Origin of the sequence: Priestia sp. JV24 (genome assembly GCF_025910025.1) — a bacterium.
GTDB classification, from domain to species: domain Bacteria; phylum Bacillota; class Bacilli; order Bacillales; family Bacillaceae_H; genus Priestia; species Priestia megaterium.
This window is the reverse complement of sequence record NZ_JAPCIN010000024.1, coordinates 313,338-331,737: the sequence shown is the minus strand read 5'-3', so window position 1 is coordinate 331,737 and position 18,400 is coordinate 313,338. Positions and strand designations below refer to the sequence as shown.

Genomic DNA, 18,400 nt, shown 5'->3' with positions numbered 1-18,400 from the left:
ACAGGGGATAAACTCCTGTGGTTTTTTAATGAAAAGAATAGAGAAAGGAAGATAAATACATGAAGATATATTGCTGTTTAGAACATACGGAACTAGCGCTGGATGTAATGGTAGATGAGATTGAGCTAGCACCGGTTTTTGAAAAAATAGAAAATTCCACTGACAAAAAAAGCTGTGAATATTGTGACAATGAAGCTGTATATGTAGTAGGGAACTAATATTCTTATACAAAATGTGGATATAACATGTGGATATGTGGATAATATCTGTGGATAAGAGATAAAGGAGAGGAGAATAGCCTGTGAATATCTCTATTATAACCATTGGAAAGCTAAAAGAAAAATACTTAAAACAAGGTATTCAAGAATATTTAAAGCGCTTATCAAGCTATGCAAAAGTAGAAATTATTGAGCTTGCAGATGAAAAAGCGCCAGAAAACTTAAGTGAATCTGAAATGGAACAGGTAAAACAAAAAGAAGGAGAGCGCATCTTAGCGAAAATCTCAGACGATACTCATGTGATCGCATTAGCTATTAACGGAAAACAAAAATCTTCCGAGGAACTCGCAAAAGAAATTGATTCATTAGCTACCTACGGAAAAAGCAAAATAGCATTTGTCATTGGCGGGTCGCTTGGTTTAAGTAGCGAAGTAATGAAACGCTCAAACGCAGCCCTTTCTTTTTCAAAGATGACGTTTCCTCATCAGCTTATGCGCCTAGTATTAGTAGAACAGATTTACCGAGCTTTTCGTATTATTCGAAATGAACCTTATCATAAATAGAACGTGTGGATATTTTTTCATTAAAAGCTGAGGCAGAAGGAAATGTAAAACCTTCTGCCTCAGCTTTTATCATATGTGGATAAATAGCACACGTCTATAAAAAAGAACAAGAGGTTCTTCTCTCCGGTAAAATGTTAGAACAATTGAGTTTAAGCAAACGAGATCTTATTTAAGAAACAGAAAAACCTTCGTCTTCTTTCACTCCAGCTCTGCCTTTAAACTCATCAAGCAACGCACGCACTTCGTCAGTTGTTTCCGTGCTCATGAGTAGATTTCTTAATTCACTTGCACCGCGGAATCCGCGAACGTAAATTTTGAAAAAGCGTCGAAGCGGTTTGAAAGGACGCGGCTCTAATTCTTCAGAATACTTATCATGAAGATCTAGCTGCAGGCGAAGAAGTTCTAATAGCTCTTCGCTTGTGTGCTCTTTCTTTTCTTTTTCAAACGCAAACGGATTATGGAAAATTCCGCGTCCAATCATGATTCCATCAACGCCGTACTTCTCTGCAAGTTCCAGACCTTTCTGGCGGTCAGGAATATCACCGTTAATTGTTAGTAGCGTATGAGGCGCAATTTCGTCACGAAGTTTCTTAATCTCCGGAATTAATTCCCAGTGCGCGTCAACATCGCTCATTTCTTTTTTCGTACGAAGGTGAATAGAAAGGTTCACGATATCCTGTTCTAAAATGTGCTTCAGCCAGTCGTACCACTCATCAACTTGCGTATAGCCAAGACGAGTCTTTACGCTTACTGGAAGCCCTCCAGCTTTGGCTGCCTGGATAATCTCAGCCGCAGTATCTGGACGGCGAATCAGACCAGAACCTTTTCCGTTTCCTGCAACGTTCTGCACAGGACAGCCCATATTAATATCAATGCCGCGAAAGCCCATTTCGGCCATGCCGATACTCATTTGACGGAAGTACTCAGGCTTGTCTCCCCAAATGTGCGCAACGATTGGCTGTTCATCGTCTGTAAACGTCAAACGTCCTTTTACGCTATCTTTTCCTTTCGGATGGCAGTAGCTTTCCGTATTCGTAAACTCTGTAAAAAATACGTCAGGTCGTGCTGCTTCAGTCACAACATGGCGAAAAACGACATCCGTCACAGCTTCCATCGGTGCCAAAATAAAAAACGGACGCGGCAACTCATGCCAAAAATTATCTTTCATCTTATATCTAAACCCTTTCTTTTAGGGAAAACATATTCCCAAAATTAAAAAGTGTAATTTCTTTTATCAGGCTGAATGCCAGTATAAACTTCAACCAATATATACTTTAATGGTATGGAACGAAAAGTGCAAGGGAACGAGTGGTTTTGTTTTGCTGGAAATACTTATTGAAACAACTTTTATATCTAGTATTAGTGGAGTGTAAGCAATTAAAAGCGAGCCTGAAGGCATGTAACGGATACCTGCGAATAAATATCCTAAAGCATTTGGTTCGTGTGTAGGTACTTTCTCGAAGGATATTATAAAGTATTCACTGTAAGGATGATTACGATAAACGATTTTATAAATAACTTCGACTATATAAAAAGCCACGTCTGTCACTGTACAATAGACGTGGCTTCATTACGTATTAATGCTTTTTGTAAGGAGTGCGGTCCTTAGAAGGCAGTCCAGAAATGTATCCGACACCACCTGTTTCTTGAATGCCAATGCTTTCTTTCATTGCATTAGCTAGCTCTTCTTTATCAACAGCGGTAATGTTTTTGTCGCTGATGTCCTCGCCCGGGTGCTGATAGTTGCTTAGTACGTAGCGAGAGTTTTTAATGTTTTCTACTGCACGAAGACCTGTTGCTTCTGCTCCCACTGGAACTGAAAGAATGCGTGATAGTTTTTTTGTTTTTACATTATAAGCCCATACGAAGTTGTTTGTGTGCAGTGAGCTGTCTTCTCCGATAAAGAGTGTATTTAAGTCATTTGAATACGTAAGGTTATCAGGGTTGGCAACTTTATTTGGATCCGCTTTATTACCGTATGCATCTGCTTTTTCTAGGTCTTGTCCAATCAGTAGCCCTTCCATGCTTGCAGGAACGTAGCGACTGTTAATCTTGCCTTTTGCTTGGTCTTTTTGATGCGATCCTAAGTTCAGCTGGTAGGTCACGCCAGACTCTAGTTTTGGAAGCTGAATATCATCTTGTACAGCATCAGATTCTTTTAGCATGGCACTATTTTGGTAAGAAATAGCCATATACGCTTTTTTGTCTTTTTTGTTAACCGTTAGTCCTTCCATCTTGTTGAATTCAGATGTTGCACCTAAAATTGCACCGTATCGGCGTGATTCTAAAAAGGCAGCTGCTTTTTCCATGCCAGGCTTTACTTTTAAATATTCAACTTTTTTACTTGCAGCGGTTTTGACTGCTTTAAATCCTTTTGTAGGCTGGTCAGCTGTTTCAAAAATATCACTAAATTTTGTGCCTTTGTCGATTATTGTTTTCACTTCATTGTCTGTTGCATGGCCAAGCTTCATCCACTGAAGGTCGCCTTTACCTCCATTTTTTGTGCTCGTTTGTTTAAACTTTGCCGCATAAAGAGTTCCTGCTGAGAAGTCTTTTTCCTTATCTGCTACATACATAAACATCATGGTATTAGACCCATCGTCTCCAAAAAGAGCGGTTTTGTTATCTGGAAGTACCTGCATCATTTCGTGTGAAAAACGACCTGTGCTGTAATGTTTTACGACGGACGCATTGCCGCTTTCATCTACTGAAATTTCTGGAATCCAGCCGTAGTAGTAAGGATTTGCTTTTGACATGTCGCCGAAATAAAGCTTAGCGAAGTTCGTGACGTCTTTATAAGAGCTGGATGAAGGGTCTTCAAAAGCACGTGCATCAGGCTCATATTCTTCTGAACCAAGGTGAGTACCCCAATCCGTTGTAGAGCCATTACACGGCGTCCACAAACCATTTACATTAGAAAAATCAATTTTTTTAGCATGGTTGACGGTTAGTTTTCCTGTTTTATCATCTCGATCAACTTGTGTAAGCGTCATGGAAGCAGGAAGACCGGAAATCTCTTGTCCAGCATTATTAACAGATTCATATTCATAATGTGAAATAATATAAGACTTACCGTTGATGGTGATAAAGCTGTTTGAATCCGGTGCGTCTGATACGTACGGTGATGGCTGATCAGGAACGCTTCGGTCAATAATCGGATCGCCGTTTGCATCGATCGGTGTACCTGCGGCGATTAATTCCCCTTTATTATCGACAATTTTATCTTTTGAAAGAAAGAGCTGGTTATAGTTAAGCGGCGTTTCTTCCACGCTTCCATCTTTATACGTTACTTTTACCGAGGCTTCTGTATACGTTTTAATCATATTTTCAATCGTAGTAGGTGCTTTCATTGGCTGAAACTCGACGCTTTTGATTTGTTTTGGATGTTGAACTGGATGATGCTCTGCTGCAAAAGCAGAAGCAGCGCTAGAAACTAAGAGAGTGAGAGATAGTCCAAGAGATACTCGTTTTTTCATGGTTGATAACCTCCAAATCATATTCATATACCTATTAAATCATTGGATTGTTGAGGAAATATAAAGAGAAGTGTTGTATTTGTTGAGGCATTGTTAAAAACATTGAACATTTATGTAAAAAGATCATCCACATATGAAGCCGAGAATGCTTTATGGCATACGCCGCTTTTCTATTTTGTAACTGGAAACATCAACGGTTATCTATGTTAAGATAAATGTAGATTATTCTTATAAAATGGATAAAACTAGAATGAACTAAATTAAATAGATAGGGTGTACACATGAGAAAAGAAGTACAAGTTATAGCCAAAGAAGCTTTTATTAAAAAAGTGAACAAAGGTTATCCACTCATTGAAAAAGATGCGCTTGTTGATGGTCATAAACTGCAAGAAGAAGGGGTTATTATTAACTTAGTCACTCCGAAGAATCAATTTTTAGCCAAAGGCTATTATGGAAAACAAAACAAAGGCTACGGATGGATTCTTACGAAGAAGAAAAGTGAGCAAATTGACGCGGCGTTTTTTGCTAGGAAAATTCAGCAAGCTATTGCCTCTCGTCATGACTTTTATGCATCTGAAGACACAACTGCTTTTCGCGTATTTAATAGTGAAGGTGACGGAATCGGCGGCTTGATTATTGATTATTATGACGGATATTACGTCATGAGTTGGTATAGTGAAGGAATTTATCAATTTAAAGAATACGTCATTGAAGCCTTAAAGTCTGCGCCTAACTTTAAAGGGCTGTACCAGAAAAAACGTTTTAACGTAAAAGGTCAGTATATTGAAGAAGATGATTTTGTAGCAGGGGACAAAGGTGAATTTCCTTTAATTGTAAAAGAAAATGGTATTCGTTTTGCCGTTTACTTAAATGACGGAGCAATGGTGGGAGTCTTTTTAGATCAGCGAGACGTCCGTAAAACTATTCGAGATAAATATGCAAAAGGAAAGACCGTCTTAAATATGTTTTCGTATACAGGCGCATTTTCAGTGGCGGCCGCTCTTGGAGGAGCTGCGAAAACAACAAGTGTCGACCTGGCCAATCGCAGCTTGGCAAAAACAATTGAGCAATTTAGTGTAAATGGAATTGATCACGAAGCACAGGACATTATCGTAGAAGATGTTTTTAAGTATTTTAAATATGCGGTTAAGAAGAATATGACGTTCGATCTTGTAGTGCTAGATCCGCCAAGCTTTGCTAAGTCGAAAAAGCATACGTTTAGCGCAGTAAAAGACTACAAAGATTTATTAAAAGAAGCCATTGCGCTTACAAAGCCAAACGGTGTCATTGTAGCATCTACGAATGCAAGCAATTTTGATATGAAAAAATTCCATTCGTTTATTGAAAAAGCTTTTAATGAAAAAGGGAAACGGTACAAAATGATGGAGCAGTTCGCTCTTCCAGCTGATTTTAAAACAATAAAAGAATTTAAGTCAGGTAATTATTTAAAAGTCGTGTTTATTCAAAAAGTAAATCGCTAAATGCAAGGCTGCATGATGAACTCATGCAGTTTATTTATTTTTAATGAAATAACGCTTACAAGCTATTTTGAAGGGAATAAAATGAAGGTAAGAGATAAATATTGTCAATATATATGATAAAATAATAAAGGAATTATGCTCAACATTTCACAATTTTACAATATCATCCTTACGAAACGTATTTTTACAATTATTTTATTTTAAATGGGATAAGTATTGGGTACGAAGTGGAAAGAGCATACTATTACTATTATTTAAAAACATGAAAGGAGAAAGATTATGGCTGAAACAACAAAAAAGCCTGCCGGCGAAGTGAAATTTCTTCCTTTATTAATTTGTCTGGCAATCGGACTTATTTTATGGTTTATTACACCTCCGTCTGGACTTGATGTGAAGGCTTGGCACTTATTCGCTATTTTTGTGGCTACTATCGTAGGGCTTATCATTAAACCATTGCCATTAGGCAGTGTAGCTATTTTATCTTTAACCATTATTGTATTAACTAATACATTAACACTTGAACAATCGCTCAGCGGTTTTCAAAATACGACGATTTGGTTAATCGTCATTGCATTCTTTATTTCTAGAGGTTTTATTAAGACTGGTCTAGGAACAAGGGTTGCCTACATCTTTGTTCGTTTGTTCGGTAAAAAGACGTTGGGATTATCGTATTCTCTTATCGTAAGTGACTTGCTTTTATCACCTGCAATGCCGTCTAATACAGCGCGAGCTGGAGGAATTATTCTTCCAATCATTCGTTCTTTATCCGAAACATATGGATCGAGAACTGGAGACGGTACGGAGCGCAGAGTCGGCGCTTTCTTAACAAAAGTATCGTTTCAAGGAGATATGATCACATCCGCTATGTTCGTAACGGCAATGGCGGCCAATCCTCTTGCTGTTAAAATGACGGAACAAATTACAGGCAAGACTATTTCATGGGTTGGCTGGGCAGCGGCTGCAATTGTACCTGGAATTATTAGTTTAATTGTTATTCCGCTTGTTATTTATAAGCTGTATCCGCCAGAATTAAAAGAAACGCCGGAAGCATCTGAAATTGCAGCAAAAAAACTAAATGAAATGGGTCCGTTAAAGAAAGAAGAATGGTACATGATTGGCGTATTTTTACTTCTTCTTGTGCTGTGGATTTTTGGAGCTAATTTAAATATTAATGCAACAACAACTGCTTTTATTGGTCTATGTGCGCTGCTTTTAACGCAAGTGTTAAGCTGGTCGGACATCAAAAAAGAACAGGGAGCATGGGATACATTAGTTTGGTTTGCTGTTTTGGTTATGATGGCAACCTTCTTAAATGATCTAGGCATGATTCCTTGGTTCAGTGATCTGATGAAAGGCACTGTTAGTCATATGTCTTGGATGACGGCGTTGATTGTACTAGCTGTTGCGTATTTTTATTCTCACTACTTTTTTGCGAGTAATACGGCTCATGTCAGCGCTATGTACGCAGCATTTTTATCTGTCATCGTGGCCGCTGGTGCGCCTCCGTTACTGTCAGCATTAATTTTAGCGTTCTTTAGCAATTTATTTGGCTGTTTAACTCACTACGGCAGTGGACCGGCACCGGTGTTCTTCGGTAGTGGATATGTAACGCAGCAAAAATGGTGGTCGCTCGGCTTTTTAATTTCAATTATTCATATTATCATTTGGATTGGAATTGGCGGCTTGTGGTGGAAACTGCTAGGTCTATGGTAAAAAAAACAGTGGCGCAAGCCACTGTTTTTTTATGCTTCAGCCCAAACGGATACAGAGCCGCCATTGACAGGGAACTGTCCGTAGCCATCTTCTTCAATCACAACTTGATCTTCTCGGTTGTTTGTGAAATCAATCCATGTTTGTCCACTTCGGTGTTCGCCGACGAACATTCTCTTTTCGCCATCTTCGCCGTTTGACATCACTACAGCGCATCCAGACTTCTCAAATTCCTCTACACCATGCCTTACCCATCCAATGGTATTCGGGTGATCAAAATAATCGTCTTGCTGGCCGTATGCTTTGTCATAGCGTACATGCAAGAGAGCGGAAATATCTTTTTCTTTTCCCTCAATTGGGTGCTCTCCGCCTATCCCAAAATAGTCTCCGTAAAACACACAAGGATAGCCGTCTTCACGAAGTAAGATTAGAGCGTAAGCACTTTGTTTGAACCAATCTTCTACCCACGATTCTAAAGATTCATTTGGCTGAGAGTCATGGTTATCTACAAATGTGACAACATTCAAAGGGTGAGTCTTGACTAATGTATCATCAAAAATCGTGGTTAAATCAAAATCTCTTCCTTGCTGAGAGGCTTCATGCAGTTTATAGTGCAGAGATACGTCAAACAAATCGATTTGATAATCAATCACGTCTAGGAATTCCTGACAGGCTGTTAACTCTGGATTCCAAAACTCTCCCACAAAATAAAATGGCTTTTCTTGAGAAGAGGACAATTCGTGGGCAAACTCTTTAATAAAATCGTGGTTAATATGTTTAATGGCGTCTAATCGATAACCGTCACACTGCAGGGTGTCTGCTAACCATTTTCCCCATTTGATCATTTCTTCTCGAACTTCAGGGTGATCGTAATCAATATTCGCAAACATTAAATAATCGTAGTTGCCAAACTCTTGATCGACATTTTCGTTCCAGCTTTTGTTTTCTCCGGCAATACGAAAGACGCCTTCTTTTCCATTTTTATCGTCGTAATCAGTGCCGTTAAAATGATTAAAGTTCCATTTGAAAGAAGAATATTTATCGCCGCGCCCTTCAAATGTAAACTTTGTCCACCCTTCAATTTCAAAAGGTTCAGAAATTTCTTCTGTTCGGTTCATGGGGTCCACTTCAATGACGTGGAACGTTTCTTTTTCATCTGCTGCAGCTTTATGGTTCATTACAATATCCACATAGACATTAATTCCATGATTATGACAGGCATCAATCGCTTCATGCAGCTCTTGCTTGGTTCCATACTTTGTACGAACGGTTCCTTTTTGATCAAATTCGCCAAGATCGTATAAGTCGTAAACGCCGTAGCCATTATCCTCTGATGAAACACCTTTTGTAACAGGCGGAATCCACACGGAATCAATTCCTTGTTCTTTTAGTTGAGGAGCGAGCTCTTTGAGGCGTTGCCAATGCTCTCCATCAGCTGGCACATGCCATTCGAAAAATTGCATAATTGTATGATTCCGTTCCAAGTTAAATCATCCTCCTTTTAAATAAAAAGATATAATCGCTCATGGATAGTTCTTTAGAATCAAATGAGGAATTGATTATATTTTTTCTTTTAACGTTCCTGTTATCCCTATTCTTTAAACCTTTTTCAACATATGAAGCTTAAGAAAATCTTAAGATTTCCCCTTCCTTTTTCTTAAGAAATGCAGTTTACAATAAAATCCATAGACGGAATGACCCATGATATACTTTTAAAAGGAGTGTGAGAAATCAATGAACGAATATGTGGTTTTAGTCGTAGACGATGAGCAAGAAATCCGTAATGGTATTGCTATTTATTTAAAAAATGAAGGTATTAAAGTCTTTACGGCCAAAGATGGAATCGAAGCCATAGAGATACTAAATAAAGAAAAAGTTCACTTAATTATTCTTGATATTATGATGCCAAGGCAAGATGGCATTTCAACGACGTTTAAAATCCGAGAACAAAAAAATATCCCGATTATTATGCTGAGTGCTAAAAGCGAAGATGCAGATAAAGTGCTCGGTCTGCAGGTAGGAGCAGATGATTATGTGACAAAGCCTTTTAATCCATTAGAACTGATAGCGAGAGTTAAATCACAGTTAAGAAGATATGTGACATTAGGTACATATGAGGAAAAAAAGACGATTGATATTCGAGGTCTTGTACTTGATATTGAAGCTAAGTCCGTCACTCTTGACGGGGGATTCATTAAGCTGACTCCCATTGAGTATAAAATTGTAGAGTTATTAATGAAAAATGCAGGGAGAGTTTTTTCCATACATGATATTTATGAACGCGTATGGAATGAACCAGGCTACAACGCAGAAAACACAGTAGCGGTACACATTAGAAAAATAAGAGAAAAAATTGAAATTGAACCAAAAAATCCGAGGTATGTAAAGGTTGTGTGGGGACTTGGATATAAAATGGAAAAGTAGCGTCATTTCAGCTGTAGGGATTATCTTGTTTTTATTTGGTTTAGGAGCAACTATTTCTTCAATTAGTAACGTGCATAATCTATTAAAAACAAACTATTTACAAAAAAGCAGCTATATAAAATCTGAAGACTTCAAAAAGCAAATAAGTCGTTTTACAAATGATCTCTACCTTTTAGAATTGACACAAAAAGATAAGAATACCGTTAATGCAAATAAGATAACAGAAGAAGAGATTGAGTCGTATCGATATAAGGAAGGAACATTAACAGAACAAATAAAAAACGTGCACGATAAATATGAAGAAAAAATAGAAGACGCTAAGCAAGCAAAGAGCAAAAACGTTGAAGCTGCCTATGTAAAGCAGCAGGATCTAGAAGTTAAAAACATTCAAAAAAAGTTTCAAGATGATCAATTCGTTCGAGGAGAAATAGCGAAAAACAAAAAACTCGAAATGAAGAAACTATATGATGAAGCTTTTGATCGACAAAAAACATTATCTCAATATAAAAAAGACATCATGTATTATTTAAAAGATAGGAACACAAATAAAATATACAAGAATATCCAAAACGCAGGCAAAGAAGATGTTAATCAATTAGTAAAACAGGAAAATATATTGTATAAATATACTTATTCAGCTCAATCACCGCTGGTGTTTCAAGCAGATGAATATAAAAATTCATCGTTAAGCAGTGAGGCAGACTCAGAGATCCCAACCCGGTATTTAAAGCAGAAGTTTACGGGTATAATTGCTGTTCCTGAAAAAGAAACCTTCATTAGTCCTTTATTTGATGAGTATAACTATTATCATCATCAAAATGTAGCGTTTCTCGTGTATACATTGTCAGGGATACTAGCTCTGTTAATAGGTTGCTTTATTTATAAAAAAACAATAACTGGATATTTTAAAAAAATAACAAGACAAACTGCAGTACAGAGGGTTTATAAAAAAATACCTTTAGATATTTGTATAATTGTTTTTCTTTTATACTCATTTTTTACATTAAGTCTAGTTCTGAACGGCTATCCTGCTTCTTTATTAGAATCATATAAGCATGTTGCTACGTTCTTCTTTTATATGATAGCAATATCCATAGCTATTTCCCTATGGGCACTTCAAGTATTTCTACTGTTTCAGCGTATACGCACAATAGATGATATAAAAGAAGAATATAAAAGAGCGTGTGTTTATCAAGTAATTTATTTTCTTCAATCTATTTTTATTATCAGACATATTGGCATGCATATAATGGTTGTAGTGCTGCTTTTAGTGTTTGCCGTGTTTGCTGTTGCAGCTCTATTGACTAGTGGATCTATGTTTGCAGAACAAGTATCCATACTGTACTTAGCTGTTGGAAGTGTTGTAGGAGTGGTTACTTTGATACTGCTTATGCTACGAGTTAATTATTTAAATAAAATTATTATCTCAATTGATCAAATCGCCACAGCCGAGTGGAAAGAGCCGTTACCTATCAAAGGGAAATCAGCTTTGACTCAAGCAGCACTAAATATAAATCATATCCAGCAGCAGATTCAAACATCTCAGCATGTTCAAGTTAAAAGTGAACGCTTGAAAACAGAGTTAATTACCAACGTCAGTCACGATTTAAGAACACCATTGACTTCTATTATGACATATACAGCGTTGCTAAAGTCACAAGATCTTACTTCGGACGAACAACATGCTTACGTTGAAATTATTGACCGTAAGTCAAAACGTTTACAGACACTTATTGATGATTTATTTGAAGTGTCAAAAATGGCAAGTGGAAATGTAGAATTGCATAAAGACAAAATTGATATTAACCAGCTTCTTCATCAGGCTTTAGCTGAATATAATGAAGCAATTGAAGATTCAACTCTGCAATTTCGTATTCAATCTCTCGAAAAGCCGCTATTTGCTACTGTAGATGGTCAAAAATTATGGAGAGTATTTGACAATTTGATAGAGAATATATTGAAATATTCACTTGAACAAACGCGTGTCTATATTTCTGTTCAAGAAATAAACGAACAAGTGAAACTAACCTTTAAAAATGTAAGTAAATATGAATTAAATGAGCAGGCAGATGAGCTGTTTGAACGATTTAAAAGAGGGGATACTTCAAGACAAACCGATGGCTCCGGACTTGGGTTAGCTATTGCTAAGTCAATTATTGATTTGCACGGAGGAGAACTGAATATTGAAATTGACGGAGATTTATTTAAAGTAACGATTACTCTTTAATGTGAGTGAATATAACCAGCATATCTAGTAAAAAAGAGAAGCAACCTCATTATGCTGGTTGCTTCTCTTTTTTTAGCGTTCGTAATTTTATTCCGCAACCGCAAAGCGTACTGTGCTTTAGTACTTTTATTTCTCTATCACACTGATTACATCTTATTTCTTGTCCAATCATTTCTTCATCCCTTCCTCTTTTTACAAGAATTTAAATAAGTATCCATAAAATATGGATACTTATTTATTGATAAAATGTTAAACTAATTGAGAATAAACGAGAATCTACAACGAGAAAAATAACCTTGTTTTCTCATTTGTAAAACTGATATCTTTATTTTATTTGCTGCGGAACAGATAATCCTAAACCATCTGCAACGCGTGTTCCATACTCTGGATCCGCTTTGTAGAAGTGCTGAATTTGACGCAGTTTAATCTCTTCTTTTTCTACAGGCTTCATAGCTTCAACGATGTTTGCAACTAGTCGTGTACGCTCGTCTTCGCTTAAAAGGCGGTATAAGTCACCTGCTTGCGTGTAATGGTCGTTATGATCATATGCAACACTATCGGCAACGCCTGAAACAGGGTATGCTGCTTGTTTGTTTTCCTGTGATTCTGTTGGGCCGCCAAAGCTGTTTGGCTCATAATAAACAGAACGGCCGCCGTTATCGTCAAAGCGCATTTGGCCGTCACGCTGATAGTTATTTACTTCGCTGCGCGGACGGTTAATCGGTAGCGCTTGATGGTTAGCACCCACGCGGTAGCGATGTGCATCGCTGTATGCGAATAGTCGACCTTGCAGCATTTTATCAGGTGATACGTCAATTCCCGGCACAAGCGTTCCAGGTGAGAATGTAGCTTGCTCCACTTCGGCAAAATAATTTTCTGGATTGCGGTCCAAGACCATGCGACCTACTTCAATTAGAGGGTAGTCTTTTTGTGACCAAACCTTTGTTACATCAAACGGATCAAAGCGATACGTATCAGCGTCTTCTAATGGCATAATCTGAACGTACAGTTTCCATGAAGGGAAATCGCCTTTTTCAATGGCATTAAATAAATCTTCAGTATGATAATCTGGATTTTCACCAGCTAGCTTTGCAGCTACGTCTGGAGACAGATTTTTTACACCTTGCTCTGTTTTAAAGTGATATTTTACCCAAACGCCATCTCCTTCGGCATTAACCCATTTAAATGTGTGGCTGCCAAACCCATGCATATGGCGTAAAGTTGCGGGAATACCGCGGTCAGACATTAAAATAGAAACTTGATGCAAAGATTCAGGAGATAAAGACCAGAAATCCCAAACGGCCGTCGGGTTTTTTAAATGTGTGCGTGGATCGCGTTTTTGTGTATGAATAAAGTCAGGAAATTTAATCGCATCTCGGATGAAAAATACAGGTGTATTATTTCCGACTAAGTCGTAGTTTCCTTCTTCTGTATAAAATTTAACAGCAAATCCGCGAGGGTCGCGAACGGTATCTGCTGAGCCATTTTCACCAGCTACTGTTGAAAAGCGAGCAAATAGAGGTGTTCGTTTTCCTACTTCAGAAAGGAAAGCTGCTTTTGTATAGGATGAAACATCATTTGTCACTTCAAAATAGCCGTGGGCACCGGCGCCTTTTGCGTGTACGACACGTTCAGGAACTCGCTCTCGGTTAAAATGGGCTAATTTCTCTAAAAGGTGAACATCTTGAATTAAAGTAGGTCCGCGTGAACCAGCGGTCATTGAATTTTGATTATCTCCAACCGGAGCTCCCCAACTAGTCGTTAGGTTATTCTTGTTTGTTGTCATCTTAGAACCACCTCTTATTTGAATTTTATTATGTTAGAAACAATAATAACATTTTTAAATAAAAAATCAATACTAAATTATAATTATTATAATTTAAAGTGTTAATTTTGAGATGTAGTCAATGGGGTATATAACATGTGAAGTGTACGAACTATTTAAAAAATTTTCTGTATAGTATATTTAGTTTAATAATAAAAATGCCTGGTGTGCAATTATTTTGACCGGCTATTACCATATTAAAAACACGCTTGCTTATATAAGCAAGCGTGTTCGTTTTATATATTTTGTGATAAGTTTGCTTTCGCTGCCAGTTCAGCCTGAGGCGTGCGCCAAAGCTGCGTCCATTTTTGAATCGCAGCAATCATAATAATGAGACCGAGTATAAGCATGATGATTGAAAGAGTCGCATTTAATATGCTGTAACCTGCCGCAGCTTCATTTAAATAGACATTCTTAACCATCCAATAACCTGCGTAGTTAACCGTTACGTAAAGGTAGGCTAGTGGAATAAGGCAAGTAAGCATATAGGAGCGTTTATCTGCAATTCTAAGAATAACGGTTGCTCCAATAATTAAACCAATAGAGGCCATTAACTGATTCGATACGCCGAACAGCGCCCAAACTGAGCCAATATCTCCTGAGAACAATAAGTACCCCCACATAAAACAGGCTAGGGCGCTTGCAAAAATGGACCCCGGAAGCCAGTCTACTCGCTTCAATGGCTTATAAAATTCACCGAAAAAGTCTTGAATTAAATAGCGGGAAACGCGTGTACCCGCGTCGATAGCAGTTAAAATAAACACTGCTTCAAACATAATGACGAATTGGAAAAAGTAAGAAGACAGGTGGCTGAACCAAGGAATTTCCGTGAAGATATATGTCATTCCTACGGCCAGTGTAACAGCGCCGCCTGTACGGCCTTCTAAGTTTAGACCAATCTCTTGGCTAAGCTGAGGAAGAGCTGTCACGTTCATGCCGAGCGTTTTGAACACTTCAGGTGTAGAGTTGATTGCAAAATAGTCTCCAGGATGTAAAGCTGTTGCGGCAATTAATGCCATAATTCCTACCAAGCATTCGACTAACATCGCCCCGAAGCCTACAACTTTAATGTCACTCCAACGGTCGAGCATCTTAGGGGTTGTCCCTGAACCAACAAATGCATGGAAGCCGGAAATAGCACCGCAGGCGATCGTAATGGAAATGAACGGCCACACAGGTCCTGCTAAAATAGGGCCGCCTCCGTGAATAAATTCAGTAACTGCAGGAAATGGAATTGCTGGATTTACGAAAAACACGCCTACAATCAGCGCGATAAAGACACCAATTTTCATAAAGCTGCTTAAATAATCTCGAGGTGCTAAAAGCAGCCAAACGGGTAAGGCCGCTGCGAAAAATGCATAAACGGGAAGAATAATTGAAAGTGTTTTAATATCTAGCGTTAAAAAATCTCCTAAAGCTGTTCCTTGAATATAAGGACCGCTAAATACGGCGATTAAAATTAAAATGAAGCCGACAGTAGAAGCCGCTTTTAAATTACCGGTTTTTTTGTGGTAAATACCTACCCCCATTGCGATCGGAATCGTAATTCCAACAGCGAATGTACCCCAAGGATTTTTCTCAAGTGCGTGTAGCACGACCATAGATAAACCGGCCATTGTGATGGTAATGATAAAAAGCATAGCTAAACCTGTACAAAAACCAGCGACAGGTCCTAGCTCTTTTTTAGCCACTTCGGAAAGCGACTGGCCTTTTTGGCGCATAGATGCAAATAACACAACCGCATCGTGAACGGCTCCTCCGATTACAGCTCCTATTAAAAGCCAGAGCAGTCCGGGCAAATAGCCAAACTGAGCTGCTAAAATAGGTCCAACAAGCGGACCTGCAGCTGCAATAGCTGCAAAGTGATGACCAAATGTTACCCATCGGTTGGTTGGCACATAATCTTTCCCATCTTCAAGTTCATGTGCTGGCGTTTTTTGCGAATCGTTTAGTTTCAAGACCTTAACAGCCATGAATGTTCCGTATAGCCGATACGCAATCATTAAAATACAGATAGATCCAATAACAATCGTAACCGCATTCATTAAAAATCCCCCTATCCCTTAGTTGTCTGATGTTTGTACTACTACACAACGTTATGTAATTGTGTGTTCCCCTTACAACTTTCATTATAAAAGAAGAAAGCGCTTTTATCACCAGTTTTTCCCTTAATTATTTAAAAAATTAGAAAGTTCAAATTCCCTTTAAAAAACTATAAGACTTTTCGCATAATCTCTGCTATAATTTTTAAAAAAATTAGTACGCATTTAGGTGTTTTAGTTAGGGAGATGAAAAGAGTGAACCATCGTCAAGAGTTACAAAATAGCAAGCGTGTTGTAGTCAAAGTAGGGACATCTACGTTGACCTATGATAATGGAGATATTAACTTAGCACGCATTGAAAAACTAGCGCGTGTTTTATCTGATTTAATGAATGCAGGAAAAGAAGTTGTGCTTGTTACATCAGGTGCCGTTCAAGTGGGAGTAAAAAAGCTAAAGTTAAAGGAAAAGCCAACTTCTATTCGAGAAAAACAAGCAGCGGCCTCTGTCGGGCAATGTGAGCTTATGCATATCTATAGTAAATTCTTTGGTGAGTACAGCCACATCGTTGGTCAAGTACTGTTAACGAAGGATGTAATCGAAGATGAACATGTGCGCAATAACGTTGTGAACACGTTTGAAAAATTAATTGAAGACAAAGTAATTCCTATTGTGAATGAAAACGATACGGTTGCAATCGATGAAATTGAAAACATCGTGCGTTTTGGAGATAACGATAATTTATCTGCCATTGTTTCAGTTTTGATTCACGCAGATTTACTTGTTATTTTATCTGATATTGACGGTTTCTTTGATTCAGATCCCACAAAAAACCCTAACTCTAAATTAATGAAAGTAATAGATGGCATCACACCGGAGCTTGAGAATTTTGCTGGAGATAGCGGAACGGATGTTGGAACAGGCGGAATGGTCACAAAGCTTACCGCTGCTAAAACAGCTACAAGTGCAGGCGTGAGCTTAATCTTAGCAAATGGTAAAGAACCAAGTATTTTGCGAGATATTATTGAAGGCCAAGAAATTGGAACGTTATTCTTAAAACAAGCTGAAGGAGTAATGAAATGAGTGAATTGCAGCTTAAAGGAAAGCAGGCAAAAGAAGCCTCTTATTTCTTAGGAAATGTAACGAGCGAACAAAAACAGCAGGCACTTTATAAAATGGCGGCTGCTCTATTGGATCAACAAGAGGCGATTTTAAAAGCAAATAAATTAGACGTAGAAAAAGCCGTTCAAAAAGGCACGTCAAAAGCGATGTTGGATCGTCTATCTTTAAATGAAGAGCGGATTCACGGAATGGCAGACGGCCTGCGCCAAGTAGCTGCGCTTGCAGATCCGGTAGGAGAAGTGCTGTCTATGGCGAAGCGACCAAATGGCTTACAAATTGGACAGCAGCGTGTACCTATTGGTGTCATAGGAATTATTTATGAAGCGCGTCCAAACGTTACGTGTGATGCAACAGGCTTATGCTTAAAAGCAGGAAATGCAGTTATTTTGCGCGGAGGTAGCGAGGCGTTTTATTCGAATCAAGCGATTGTTTCTGTATTATCTCAAGCTGCGGCAAGTGCAGGGTTGCCTGAGCATAGCGTACAGCTTATTGAAAATACGTCGAGAGAAACAGCACTGGAGTTAATGAAATTAAATGAATATATCGATGTATTAATTCCTCGAGGCGGTGCTGGTTTAATTGAAGCGGTGGTAAAAAATGCAACGGTTCCCGTTATTGAGACAGGAACTGGGAACTGCCACATTTATGTTGATGAAGAATATGACGGTGACATGGCGGCCAATATTGTCATTAATGCAAAAACATCTCGTCCAGCGGTGTGTAACTCAGCCGAAAAGCTGCTTATCCATAAACGAGCGGCTCATGAATTTTTGCCGATTATTGTTCAAGCGCTACGAGAGAAAGATGTAGAAGTACGCGGTGATGAACGTGCGGTAACAATCGTTCCAGATCTTGTTCCCGCAGGGGATGAGGATTGGAAGAAAGAATACTTGGATTTCATCATGGCGGTTAAAATCGTAGATGATATCGATGAAGCGATTTCCCATATTAATGTTCATAGTTCACATCATTCTGAAGCGATTGTCACAACAAATTATGCCCATGCTCAGCGTTTTTTACAGCGCGTTAATTCAGCCGCTGTTTATGTGAATGCTTCAACGAGGTTTACAGACGGAGAAGAGTTTGGTTTCGGGGCAGAAATCGGAATTAGTACACAAAAGCTTCATGCGCGTGGACCGATGGGATTAAAAGAATTAACAACGCTAAAATATATTATTTACGGAGATGGACAAATTCGATAAAAAAGAAGAGGCTGGGACGAAAATATTTTAGACAAAGTAAAAACGAACCATTGATCAAAATTTTTGATTAGTGGTTCGTTTTTTTTGTTAGGATGAACATAGTTTTCATTTGT

At 38.3% G+C, this 18,400-nt stretch carries 13 protein-coding genes; 8 read left to right on the top strand and 5 right to left on the bottom strand.

Annotated features, from left to right (window positions below; genetic code table 11):
• Positions 1-59: 59 nt before the first annotated feature.
• Positions 60-218, top strand: coding sequence for a CxxH/CxxC protein (locus tag OK414_RS27275; RefSeq protein ID WP_013059901.1), 159 nt, complete (start codon positions 60-62; stop codon positions 216-218).
• A gap of 83 nt (positions 219-301) precedes the next feature.
• Entirely contained in the window at positions 302-781 is a 480-nt protein-coding gene (rlmH, locus tag OK414_RS27270) for a 23S rRNA (pseudouridine(1915)-N(3))-methyltransferase RlmH (protein WP_013085547.1), read from the top strand.
• Between the two features lie 169 nt (positions 782-950).
• On the opposite strand, the gene OK414_RS27265 is transcribed toward rlmH, so the two are convergent.
• Positions 951-1,949, bottom strand: coding sequence for a tRNA dihydrouridine synthase (locus tag OK414_RS27265; protein ID WP_216875771.1), 999 nt, complete (start codon positions 1,947-1,949; stop codon positions 951-953).
• A 409-nt stretch (positions 1,950-2,358) separates the two neighbouring features.
• On the bottom strand, positions 2,359-4,257 hold the full coding sequence (locus tag OK414_RS27260; protein ID WP_263045938.1) for a PhoX family protein: 1,899 nt from the start codon (positions 4,255-4,257) through the stop codon (positions 2,359-2,361).
• A 281-nt stretch (positions 4,258-4,538) separates the two neighbouring features.
• On the opposite strand from OK414_RS27260, the gene OK414_RS27255 reads away from it, so the two are divergent.
• Positions 4,539-5,738, top strand: coding sequence for a class I SAM-dependent rRNA methyltransferase (locus tag OK414_RS27255; RefSeq protein ID WP_263045937.1), 1,200 nt, complete (start codon positions 4,539-4,541; stop codon positions 5,736-5,738).
• Positions 5,739-6,017: 279 nt separating this feature from the next.
• Positions 6,018-7,451 (top strand): anion permease, encoded by a 1,434-nt coding sequence (locus OK414_RS27250; RefSeq protein WP_034648188.1) that lies wholly within the window; start codon positions 6,018-6,020, stop codon positions 7,449-7,451.
• A 29-nt stretch (positions 7,452-7,480) separates the two neighbouring features.
• Here the strand turns inward: OK414_RS27250 and OK414_RS27245 are convergent, their stop codons facing one another.
• On the bottom strand, positions 7,481-8,932 hold the full coding sequence (locus tag OK414_RS27245; RefSeq protein ID WP_034648190.1) for an alpha-amylase: 1,452 nt from the start codon (positions 8,930-8,932) through the stop codon (positions 7,481-7,483).
• 250 nt (positions 8,933-9,182) lie between these two features.
• Between OK414_RS27245 and OK414_RS27240 the strand changes: the two genes are divergently transcribed.
• Positions 9,183-9,872, top strand: a complete 690-nt coding sequence (locus OK414_RS27240) for a response regulator transcription factor (protein ID WP_013085537.1) — start codon at positions 9,183-9,185, stop codon at positions 9,870-9,872.
• Positions 9,850-12,099, top strand: coding sequence for a sensor histidine kinase (locus OK414_RS27235; protein WP_263045936.1), 2,250 nt, complete (start codon positions 9,850-9,852; stop codon positions 12,097-12,099). Before OK414_RS27240 ends, OK414_RS27235 begins: the two co-directional genes overlap by 23 nt.
• A gap of 325 nt (positions 12,100-12,424) precedes the next feature.
• Here the strand turns inward: OK414_RS27235 and katA are convergent, their stop codons facing one another.
• Positions 12,425-13,885, bottom strand: coding sequence for a catalase KatA (gene katA, locus OK414_RS27230; protein WP_034648193.1), 1,461 nt, complete (start codon positions 13,883-13,885; stop codon positions 12,425-12,427).
• A gap of 275 nt (positions 13,886-14,160) precedes the next feature.
• A complete protein-coding gene (gene cstA, locus OK414_RS27225; protein ID WP_013085534.1) occupies positions 14,161-15,969 on the bottom strand; it encodes a carbon starvation protein CstA in 1,809 nt (602 codons plus the stop codon).
• 243 nt (positions 15,970-16,212) lie between these two features.
• Here cstA and proB point away from each other — a divergent pair, with 243 nt between their 5' ends.
• Positions 16,213-17,046, top strand: a complete 834-nt coding sequence (gene proB, locus OK414_RS27220) for a glutamate 5-kinase (protein ID WP_205662064.1) — start codon at positions 16,213-16,215, stop codon at positions 17,044-17,046.
• A complete protein-coding gene (locus OK414_RS27215; protein WP_095380177.1) occupies positions 17,043-18,287 on the top strand; it encodes a glutamate-5-semialdehyde dehydrogenase in 1,245 nt (414 codons plus the stop codon). Before proB ends, OK414_RS27215 begins: the two co-directional genes overlap by 4 nt.
• The last annotated feature ends 113 nt before the right edge of the window (positions 18,288-18,400 follow it).

Bases quoted from the DNA above. Each gene is read 5' to 3' on its own strand.
- OK414_RS27275 (WP_013059901.1), top strand. From the start codon at position 60: ATGAAGATATATTGCTGTTTAGAACATACGGAACTAGCGCTGGATGTA.
- OK414_RS27265 (WP_216875771.1), bottom strand. From the start codon at position 1,949: ATGAAAGATAATTTTTGGCATGAGTTGCCGCGTCCGTTTTTTATTTTG.
- OK414_RS27260 (WP_263045938.1), bottom strand. From the start codon at position 4,257: ATGAAAAAACGAGTATCTCTTGGACTATCTCTCACTCTCTTAGTTTCT.
- OK414_RS27255 (WP_263045937.1), top strand. From the start codon at position 4,539: ATGAGAAAAGAAGTACAAGTTATAGCCAAAGAAGCTTTTATTAAAAAA.
- OK414_RS27250 (WP_034648188.1), top strand. From the start codon at position 6,018: ATGGCTGAAACAACAAAAAAGCCTGCCGGCGAAGTGAAATTTCTTCCT.
- OK414_RS27240 (WP_013085537.1), top strand. From the start codon at position 9,183: ATGAACGAATATGTGGTTTTAGTCGTAGACGATGAGCAAGAAATCCGT.
- katA (WP_034648193.1), bottom strand. From the start codon at position 13,885: ATGACAACAAACAAGAATAACCTAACGACTAGTTGGGGAGCTCCGGTT.
- cstA (WP_013085534.1), bottom strand. From the start codon at position 15,969: ATGAATGCGGTTACGATTGTTATTGGATCTATCTGTATTTTAATGATT.
- proB (WP_205662064.1), top strand. From the start codon at position 16,213: ATGAAAAGAGTGAACCATCGTCAAGAGTTACAAAATAGCAAGCGTGTT.
- OK414_RS27215 (WP_095380177.1), top strand. From the start codon at position 17,043: ATGAGTGAATTGCAGCTTAAAGGAAAGCAGGCAAAAGAAGCCTCTTAT.